The sequence below is a fragment of the Clostridium sp. AF34-13 genome (genome assembly GCF_003477845.1).
Classification (GTDB): domain Bacteria; phylum Bacillota; class Clostridia; order Lachnospirales; family Lachnospiraceae; genus Butyribacter; species Butyribacter intestini.
In genome coordinates this window covers 37905-47832 of record NZ_QUEB01000020.1, presented here as the reverse complement: position 1 = coordinate 47832, position 9928 = coordinate 37905, and the positions used below count along the sequence as shown (strand labels likewise).

The 9928-nt window shown below is 35.9% G+C and carries 7 protein-coding genes; 3 read left to right on the top strand and 4 right to left on the bottom strand.

The genetic code is table 11. The annotated features are described in order from the left end of the window. Window positions 1–399: 399 nt before the first annotated feature. On the top strand, window positions 400–1050 hold the full coding sequence (gene trmB, locus DWZ63_RS14265; protein WP_055945389.1) for a tRNA (guanosine(46)-N7)-methyltransferase TrmB: 651 nt from the start codon (window positions 400–402) through the stop codon (window positions 1048–1050). Window positions 1051–1284: 234 nt separating this feature from the next. Here the strand turns inward: trmB and DWZ63_RS14260 are convergent, their stop codons facing one another. Then, window positions 1285–2640 (bottom strand): AI-2E family transporter, encoded by a 1356-nt coding sequence (locus tag DWZ63_RS14260; protein ID WP_055945391.1) that lies wholly within the window; start codon window positions 2638–2640, stop codon window positions 1285–1287. A 453-nt stretch (window positions 2641–3093) separates the two neighbouring features. On the opposite strand from DWZ63_RS14260, the gene DWZ63_RS14255 reads away from it, so the two are divergent. Continuing rightward, window positions 3094–3645, top strand: a complete 552-nt coding sequence (locus DWZ63_RS14255; RefSeq protein WP_055945393.1) for a DJ-1 family glyoxalase III — start codon at window positions 3094–3096, stop codon at window positions 3643–3645. A gap of 300 nt (window positions 3646–3945) precedes the next feature. Here the strand turns inward: DWZ63_RS14255 and DWZ63_RS14250 are convergent, their stop codons facing one another. Together DWZ63_RS14250 and DWZ63_RS14245 are read right to left on the bottom strand one after the other, a co-directional pair. Beyond that, window positions 3946–5037, bottom strand: coding sequence for a leucine-rich repeat protein (locus DWZ63_RS14250; RefSeq protein WP_055945395.1), 1092 nt, complete (start codon window positions 5035–5037; stop codon window positions 3946–3948). A gap of 303 nt (window positions 5038–5340) precedes the next feature. Next, on the bottom strand, window positions 5341–5643 hold the full coding sequence (locus tag DWZ63_RS14245; RefSeq protein ID WP_022015306.1) for a DUF1292 domain-containing protein: 303 nt from the start codon (window positions 5641–5643) through the stop codon (window positions 5341–5343). 1086 nt (window positions 5644–6729) lie between these two features. Here DWZ63_RS14245 and DWZ63_RS14240 point away from each other — a divergent pair. After that, complete coding sequence (locus tag DWZ63_RS14240; RefSeq protein ID WP_055945671.1) at window positions 6730–7944, top strand: aminotransferase class I/II-fold pyridoxal phosphate-dependent enzyme; 1215 nt, start codon at window positions 6730–6732, stop codon at window positions 7942–7944. Between the two features lie 214 nt (window positions 7945–8158). On the opposite strand, the gene DWZ63_RS14235 is transcribed toward DWZ63_RS14240, so the two are convergent. Further along, a complete protein-coding gene (locus DWZ63_RS14235; RefSeq protein WP_055945397.1) occupies window positions 8159–9901 on the bottom strand; it encodes a methyl-accepting chemotaxis protein in 1743 nt (580 codons plus the stop codon). Between the last annotated feature and the right edge of the window lie 27 nt (window positions 9902–9928).

The window sequence follows — 9928 nt, the reverse complement described above, 5'->3', positions numbered from 1 at the left end:
ATTTGCATTTTTCACATATTTATCCTTTTTCTTTTGTCTATTTTATACAAAGAGATTTTTTTGATGATAAATCTTGTGCTTTTTATTATTGATTATCTTCTCATTTTCAATTTGAAAAACATACGATAAGAGGACTGAAAAAGATGAAAATATTTCCGACCGTAATATTTATAATACAGCTTGCATTATCCTCTCTTTTTTTGTACTATTGTGTAGAATACACGCTGACACCAAGAGTGTTTGGTGCAAATGATATTTTAACCCTTTACAACATTTAATGCGGATATTTACAATCTGCTCTGCTAGAGGAAATTTCCAACCCACTACTTATTATGCTCTATGCAATAGCAATGTGGATTTCCCTGATAATGTTAAATAAATATTTACTGGAGGATTTATATGCGACTTAGAAATGTCAAAGGTTCTCAGGAAAAAATTCTTGAAAACCCCTATACTATACAGACTGATGGAACAAACGGTGAAGATTACAAAAGTCTTTGGAACAAAAACATATTTAAAAACGATAATCCAATTCATATTGAAATAGGTATGGGTAAGGGACAGTTTATCATGGGACTTGCTGCTGAAAATCCTGATATAAATTATATTGGTATTGAAAAATATTCGAGCGTTCTTGTCCGTGCACTTGATAAGAGGGAATCACTAGAAACCGATAATCTTATGTTTTTACGCATGGATGCCGAGGATATTGCAGAATATTTTGCTCCGGGCGAAGTGTCCCGCATATATCTTAATTTTTCTGATCCGTGGCCGAAAGACCGCCATGCCAAACGGAGACTTACATCTTCACAGTTTCTTGCACGATACGATAAGATTTTGGCTAAAGACGGACATATCCAGTTTAAAACCGATAACCGCCCTCTTTTCGATTTTTCTCTTGAAGAAATAAAGGATGCCGGCTGGACTATTGATATGTATGATTTTAATCTCCATAAAAATGGTCCTGCAAAGGATAATATTATGACCGAATACGAAGAAAAATTCTTCAATCAGGGCAAACCTATTTGCAAACTCATATGTCACAGATAAAAATCAAATACTAGTATAGTGTATCATTGATTTTCAGCTAAATAACGCAGGGTAAATTTTCATTCTGCAAGGTGGAGGAATGAGCCGTAGCGGGCTACGGCGATTGACAACAACACAGCAGATGGAAATTTATGCAAGTTATTTGGCGAAATGTCATTGATACAGTACACTAGGCATAAACTTAGCAAACTAATCTCTACTTCCGAGCAGCAAGCTACCCGGAAGTAACACATTTTATTCAATCGACTCTTCATCTTCCACTTTTAATGCCTTTATCTCTTTGCCACTGAGCCTGTATGATATAATTTTATTAAGCAAAAATGCAAATACTGCTACCACAGGAACTCCAATAAACATACCAACAACACCAAAATATGCTCCTCCGACAGTTATTCCGAATATTACCCATATCGGACTCAACCCTGTTGACTGGCCTAGAAGTCTTGGTCCTAATATAAGTCCATCAAACTGCTGTAATATAAATATCATTATTACAAATATAAGTGCATCTTTAGGACTTATGCAAAGATATATCAACACTCCCGGTACCGCTCCTATAAATGGTCCAAAGTATGGTATCATGTTTGTTATTCCGACAATAACGCTTATAAGCACTGTGTATGGCAAATGAATTATATTCATTATGACACAGCAAAGACAGCCTATTATGAGCGAGTCTATCGCTTTACTTATAAGAAATGCACTGAATATATCATTACATTCTCCTAGTGTCTTACATATCGTATCACCTTTTGTTTCACTAAAGACCGAATAAACCAGTCTCTTTCCCTGATGTTTAAATGTTTCTCTCCCCACTATCATATAAACCGATATTATAAGTGCAAGTAATATATTTATCATGACTTTCACGATAGATACAGAAATAGAAAACACCATCGGTATTACATTTCCCACAATATTCGTTCCATATTTTATAAGATTTGGAACCATTTCATTAAGCTTTTCACTTACAAAATCCGTGTCAATTTCCGGATATTTCTCATGAAGATTTGCAAGCATATCTATAATATTATTATATACCACCGGTATGTTGTTTGTCAGCTCAGTAATACTTTCACCAATTTGAGGAATTACAAATACAAATGCTACTGTAACAAATCCTACCAGAAGTAAATATGATAACAATAATGATAACATTCTGACCGGTTTTGCAGTTTTCTTTCCTCTCACTGACTTTTCAAACAAACCATATATCTTTTCATATATAGGCGAAACAAAATATGCAATGATAACTGCTACAAAAAACGGTGACAACACTCCTAAAAAGTTCATGATAAATGCCTTTGTTGCACCCCAGTTTTGCATCATAATAAATATTATCGCTCCCCAGAATATAACAAACAATGCATATAGACAGACTTTAAGATACTTTTTATCAAAATTAAACCATCCGACTGTTTCCCTGACTTTTTTTCCAGTGAAAGTCAAAATCTTTTCTTCCTTAATAATATCTTTTTCTTCTATGATATTTTCACTATTTGCATCAACAGGTTTGCTCTGACCATCTGCATACCGTCCTTTTTTCATATCCTCACCATCTTTTTTCTGCCGCGTTTCTTTGTTTTCCATAATTTCCACCATTCCCGAATGTCTTTATTTATATTGTCATTGATTACATATAATCTATGATTACATATAATCTATGATTATATATAAATTATACCACTCTTTATTGTTTTTAAACTTTGTATTATAATAATAACAAATTATCACAATTTTAACAGTACCGATTTGCAATTTTAATCAAATTTTAAGAACGGTTCAGCTATAAAAGGATAATTTTCGATATAATAGACTTGTTTATTGTATTATTGCTTCTATTTTTATTGTAGAATTGTTGCAAAATACAAGCAGTTTATTCGGATACTAATTTCATTGACAAATATAGTATAGTGCAAAATCACTGCTAATGCAGGATTTTAATCCACAAGCTTTGTGTCTGTGCACACCTGACACAGCTTAGTGTGATGTTAATGATATATTAATACAAAATAATTTATGTGTGCAGAAATGAGGTTTATTATGACAGATGCTCTTATTTTTTTGGCACCGGGATACGAAGAAGTAGAAATGCTTACAGTTGTTGATATGGTGCGCCGTGCCGGACTTGTGATAGATATGGTTTCTATCACTGACACACTCGAGGTTACAAGTTCACACAATGTTACTATCAAGGCAGACAAACTTTTTAAAGAAGCTGATTTTGACAGTGCTAAAATGATTATTCTTCCGGGCGGTATTCCGGGAACACCTAATCTTTTAGCTTATAAACCACTTACCGACAAAATCCTGGAGTTTAAAGAAAACGGTAAGCTGCTTTCCGCTGTTTGTGCCGCACCTACAGTTTATGGTCAGCTTGGCATTTTAAAAGACCATAAAGCTACCTGCTATCCAGGCCAGGAAGTTAATCTTAATTGTGCCGAATATCTCACCGAACCTGTTGTTATTGACGGACAGTTCACGACAAGCCGTGGCATGGGTACCTGCATTGAATTTGCAGGAGCTATTATCACACGCCTGAAAGATAAAGAAACTGCTGACGATGTAAAGGCAAAAATTATTTATAATATGTAAAAAGAGTATAAACAAAAAACGGAAACGAATATTTAACAATATTCGTTTCCATAAAAGAGCAAAAACAGCGTTTTGCTCCTGGCATCACACTACTTTACGAACATTTTCCTATACAATAAAAAAGGACACGCACACTTTGGCACACCTCTGAAATCATATTTCCAGAACGGTGTTTCCATTGTACAATGTCCTTTTCATTATATTCTTATAATATGATGTTAGGGTCAAGCTTACATCTTTACCTACCACTTATTGCCCTACACACTAGAAGCGTGGTGTAATAGTCATCTGCCTTCAGTATTACTTAAATTTAACTGTCTTGTTCTGTTTTGCAAGTAATTTCTTGTTTGCTGCTGCAGCAGTTCCCTTAACTTTAACTGTCTTGCATCCCTTGAAAGAGTTCTTTGTTACTGAGCTGAGCTTAACACCGATTGTTAAAGTCTTAAGCTTTTTGCAATTTACAAATGTATCCTTTCCGATAGATTTTACTTTCTTTCCAAGCGTTACTGCCGTAACCTTTGATGCCCCTTTAAACGCACCTGCTTTGATGCTTGTAACAGCGTATGACTCTGTTCCGACTTTGATAGTATCTGCAACTTTTAATGTTTTTGCTTTTTTGTCAAATCCTGTTACCTGAACTTTTCCTGTCGTTTTCTTGTCTGTTCCTTCTGTATATGTAGCTGCTGTTGTCACCTTATATGTAACACCGCTCTTTTTTATTGTCTTGCCTTTTGCAAGTCCTACTGTTTCTGCTTTGTAAGACTTATCAAAGTCAACACCCTTTACATCAAATGTGATTGAAAGGCTCTTTGAAGGTAATTTTGTAGAGAGAGCTTCATTTACTTTGTTAGATGGATTGTTGTATGTGCATACGCTCATCAGCATATAATAATCTTTCTGATCATATTTCTGCACTGCTTTATCCTGAGTTGCTACAACTTCACCGTCAACAGAATATTTTACATTTGTAAACTCTACACCTTTCATTGCTGCCGGAATGTCTGTTATAACATAAGCCATGTTTATACTTGTCTGCTTTGAAAAATCAAGATTGTCTACAGTAACCGTATAAGTACCATCTTTGTCGATTTTTGCATTTGTCATACTTGCATCATGTTTACCCGTATTTGTTGCCATATACTGAGTGAGGCAGTCATAATCTTTACTTTTTATTCCCTGATCCTCATTCTCAACAAATTTTCTATATGCCCAATCCGGGTCTCCTGCTGACTCAAATCCAAGTATAGCATTGTATGTATGCTTTGCTTCTGTTGTTGTGTCTGTTGTTGTGTCTTCTGCTGAAGCTTTGTTTACACCTGCTGCTGAGCCAAATGAAACTACCATAGCTGCAGATAGAGCTGCCGCTAAAATACCTTTAATCTGTTTTCTCATAATAATTTCCTACCTTTCTATACTTATGTACTCTCGGTATCTTCTCAAAACGAGTCATTTCGGCTGGATTTCCGATATACTGTTTCCATTTTCTCGTCGTACACACCGTGTACGCACTGCGAAAATGTCATTGTATATCAATAATCCATCTCGAAATTCTTCGTTCAGAAGATTCCGAGAGTACATTACTTTTAGGCACTGTGCCTTTAGTTTCATCTATTATAACATTTAGTTATGTCAAAAAAACCACATTAAATTTAATTATTGTTGCACTAAAAATTCGATTGTTTGAATGACATAATTTTACTTCTGCTCCATCATTCTGCTCCACGCTCTCGCATCAAGTTTTTCCTCGTAAGCATCTGCTGCCGCATCATATTCTTCTTCGTCATCTATGTCTTCCATCTCAAAATCATCATTTCCGAGGTCTTTTAGTCTAAACACATAATATTCCGTGACATTTTCCACATCCCCTGGGATTGCGGCACAATATGTCTTTCCGTCAACTTCATAAATTTCATCTATATAAAAATCTCTGTCAACTCCATCTTCATCCGTAAGTGTCACCATCGTTTCCTCATAATCATAATTACTGTTTTTTGCCATAAAAATCCTCATTTCTGCACACATTTTTTGTATAGCAAGTTTGTGCCAGGTGTACGCAGACACAAATCTTATATGTGAAAAATTTTATTTTTCACACTATATTCCTTAAAACTTAATAATTGTTTTTTACATTATAACAGGTATATATCATGATGCAAAGGTTAAAATCAAACATTAACACATCAATATGTGAAAAACAGTAACAGTCCGGTCATAAAAATATAATCGGTAATATCTGAGCTTGCTCATTGTATTGCTGATTATATTTTTATGGTAAAATAGCCTTTCATTTCTGAAATGAGTAAACATAAGCTGCGTAGCAGCGACTGACAGTTTGCTGGCAGGTTTATGATTGTAATAAATGGAAGGCTGAACTGTTACGAAAAACATATTTACATAGCCTCCGATTACATATGCTCAGAACTAGGTTCAATTATTTTGAACTTTTATTTCAACATTTGCAATTATTTTCTCCTTTAATTTCTTTTATTGTCTTATTTCTCTTGAACTTTTTTTGAACCAGTGATATTATGATATAAAGTTCAAAGTCAGACACCTACTATAAGATAAAAAGTGTTTGCAGAAATGAGGTTTTTTATGAATAAAACAGAAAGCGTCGCGGCACGCCTTAAATATATTATGAATCAGCGTGGTTTAAAACAGGTTGATGTCCTCAACCTCGCCAGACCATATTGTGAAAAATATAATGTCAAGCTTGCCAAAAATTATTTAAGCCAATATTGCAGCGGAAAAAATGAGCCCGGAAAAGATATATTAAATGTGTTAAGTCTTGCCCTTGATGTTAATCCGGCATGGCTGCAGGGATTTGATGTTCCACAGGAGTTTTCAGGTGCAGAAAGCAGCATAAAAGAGGATATTTCAAAAAATCGCTACAATCGTACCGGAGATGATAACTCCGGCAAAAAAACAGATACCACTCAGGCATCTGCGACAGATTTTAAAAATAATAACTCAGCGGATATTTGTAAAAACAATAAAACATCAGATAATAATACAAATAACAACTCACGAAATAATTTTAACAGTGATAACCCGTCAGACAATTCTGAGAAAGGATATGCAAAAATGAAAACTTTAAAAAAATCTTCAAAACTTGATAATGTACTTTATGATGTAAGAGGTCCCGTTCTTGATGAGGCTAACCGAATGGAAGCCGAGGGTTCAAAAATCCTTAAACTTAATATCGGAAACCCTGCTCCTTTTGGATTTGAAGCCCCGGAAGAAGTTCTTATAGATATGCGTCACGAACTTGAATATTCACAGGGATATTCTGATTCAAAGGGTATTTATACGGCAAGAAAAGCGATTATGCAATATGCACAGCTTAAAAATATTCCTAATGTGACTATAAATGACATATATACCGGAAACGGTGTAAGTGAACTTATCAATCTCTGTATGCAGGCACTCCTCAACAACGGAGATGAAATTCTTATTCCGTCACCTGATTACCCTCTCTGGACAGCTACCGCAACACTTGCCGGCGGTAAAGCTGTTCACTATATATGTGATGAACAATCTGAATGGTATCCTGATATTGAAGATATGCGAAACAAGATTACAGATAAGACAAAAGCTATCGTTATCATCAACCCTAACAATCCTACAGGTGCCCTATATCCTAAAGAAATTCTTGAACAGATTGTTGAACTTGCAAGAGAACATCAGCTTATGATTTTCTCAGACGAAATCTATGACAGACTTGTCATGGACGGTGAAAAACATATTTCAATAGCATCACTTGCCCCTGACCTTTTCTGCATAACTTTCAGCGGTCTTTCAAAATCACATATGATTGCAGGCTTTAGAATCGGCTGGATGATATTAAGCGGTCGAAAAGATATTGCAAAAGACTATATCGAGGGATTGAATATGCTTTCTAATATGCGACTCTGCTCAAATGTTCCTGCACAGTCAATTGTTCAGACTGCACTTGGCGGATACCAGAGCGTTGAAACTTATATCCAGCCGGGCGGAAGAATTTTTGAACAGAGAGATTTTATCTACAAGGCTTTAAACGATATTCCGGGAGTATCTGCCGTGAAACCTAAAGCAGCATTTTATATTTTCCCTAAACTCGACATTAAAAAGTTCAATATTTTAAATGATGAGAAATTTGCTATTGATTTTCTCCGTGAAAAGAAAGTCCTTATCGTTCCCGGAAGCGGATTTAACTGGGAAAGTCCTAACCACTTCCGTGTTGTTTATCTTCCACAGCTTTCAGTTCTTGAAAAGTCTATGGAGGGACTCAAGGATTTTCTTTCTCATTACAGACAGTAAACCATACAAAATCAACATTAAAATAAAAATCGTAACCCACTCCGATACTGCTCATAACACGATTAATTGCTGCTGCAACATATCAGAAAAAGCTTATATCCCTAACAGCGTTTTGCTCTGGCATCACGCTGCAGTACAAACATTTTCCTATACATCAAAAAAGTCCCCGGCTTATTGCTCTACGCAATAAGCCGGGGACTTCCTTGATATTTCATTAGATTTTAAACCTCTTAACATTTTCATTCAGTTTAACCGCTATCTCATCAAGCATATTTGCATTCTGTGATACATCTTCCATTATTGAACCTACCTCGCTTGCTGAAGCAGATGTTTCTTCTGCACTTGCTGCATTTTCTTCTGCTATTGCTGAAAGACTCTGCACAACATCAACAACTCCGGCTCTTGCCTCATCAAGTTTTCTTGTCTTGTCTGTAATTTTTTCAACACTTTCTATAGACTCTGCAATTCCTTTTTCAACATTTTTAAATGCTTTCTCAGTCTGAGACACATTTTCACTCTGCTGATTCATTACCTCTTTTACTTCATCCATAGTCTGTACACTCTCTTGAGCATCATTTACAAGTTCACTAATAACTTCCGTAATCTGCGTTGTGGCATCTGCCGACTGCTCTGCAAGTTTTTGTATCTGATTTGCGACAACTGCAAATCCTCTGCCCTGCTCGCCTGCTCTTGCTGCCTCAATGCTTGCGTTAAGTGAGAGAAGTGTAGTTTCTTCTGCTATTTCCGAAATCATATCCGTCGCAACTTTAATCTTTGCAGCCGATTCATTTGTTTTCTGTGTCTGCTCCCCTATAATATGAATAGCTTCCATTGTCTTTTGATTGATTTTTTCAAGTTCAGCAAGAATACTCATTGCATTTTCGCTTGCCTTATGCATATCTGCCGCATTATCTCCAAGCTGCTCGACTTCAGTTGACGCCTGCTCTATCATTTTTCCCATAACAATAACATTTTCCGTAGCGGACTGGGTTTCCTGTGCCTGTGATGACGCTCCGTCTGCTATACCGGTGATAGCTGTCTCCACCTGTCCGGCAGCTGTTGATGACTCATTTGCACTATTCTTCAATGCCTCGGCAGCCTCACCTAAACTTTCACTATATGCACGGATTTCCGCCATAACTTTTACTATAATATTCTTCAATTCGGTAATCGACCTCAACATCACACCGACTTCATCTTTTCTTTTAAGCATTTTTTTATCCGAAGAAACATCTCCACTGAAATCGAGGTTTCCAAGTTTCTCAACGGTGTCCGTTGCACTTATAATCGGTGCAACTATCTTTCTCGTGACAAATATTGCAGCTATAAGGCACAAAACCATTGCAAAAATACTTCCTTTTACAGTCGATGTTGCAATAGAAGTTGTCCCTGATAATGCCTGTTTTTTATTTGCATTTACAACAAGAATAAAGTCCTTGCTTTTACCTACATAAATTCCTGCATATTTTGTTTCACCATTAAAATTATATTGAACCACTTCCGGCTGCGGTCTGTTTTCTGACTTTAATTTTGAAATAACCCCTTTTACAACTGAATTTTCAACAGGTTTTCCTATTTTGTCGGCAGTAGGATGATACAGCATAGTTCCGTCACCGTCTACAATATATGTATAACTGTCTTTTACACCTTTTATTTCTATATTTCCAATAACCCTTGAAAGATTTCCGCCTGACATAACCGAATCATAAGATGACATTCTTATCTGATTGTCAATACCCTCACCTGCAACCATCGCTACATCTAGCATATAGTTTGATGTAAGTTCTGATATGTTTGATGATGATTTAGGTATAACCGTCCATAGATTAAGTACCACGGTAAGCACTACCGCTGCCGCTACAAGCAGCAATATCTTTGCTTTTAAAGAGTGCAAAAAGCCTATCCTTTCTGTATCTGCCGTTTCACTTTTATTTTTCACATTCCTTTGAATATCCATATTTTTCCTCCATTTTCTCCGTTTTTA

Coding starts and splice junctions, on each gene's coding strand:
- DWZ63_RS14235 (WP_055945397.1), bottom strand. CDS start 9,901: ATGGATATTCAAAGGAATGTGAAAAATAAAAGTGAAACGGCAGATACA.
- trmB (WP_055945389.1), top strand. CDS start 400: ATGCGACTTAGAAATGTCAAAGGTTCTCAGGAAAAAATTCTTGAAAAC.
- DWZ63_RS14250 (WP_055945395.1), bottom strand. CDS start 5,037: ATGAGAAAACAGATTAAAGGTATTTTAGCGGCAGCTCTATCTGCAGCT.
- DWZ63_RS14245 (WP_022015306.1), bottom strand. CDS start 5,643: ATGGCAAAAAACAGTAATTATGATTATGAGGAAACGATGGTGACACTT.
- DWZ63_RS14255 (WP_055945393.1), top strand. CDS start 3,094: ATGACAGATGCTCTTATTTTTTTGGCACCGGGATACGAAGAAGTAGAA.
- DWZ63_RS14260 (WP_055945391.1), bottom strand. CDS start 2,640: ATGGAAAACAAAGAAACGCGGCAGAAAAAAGATGGTGAGGATATGAAA.
- DWZ63_RS14240 (WP_055945671.1), top strand. CDS start 6,730: ATGAAAACTTTAAAAAAATCTTCAAAACTTGATAATGTACTTTATGAT.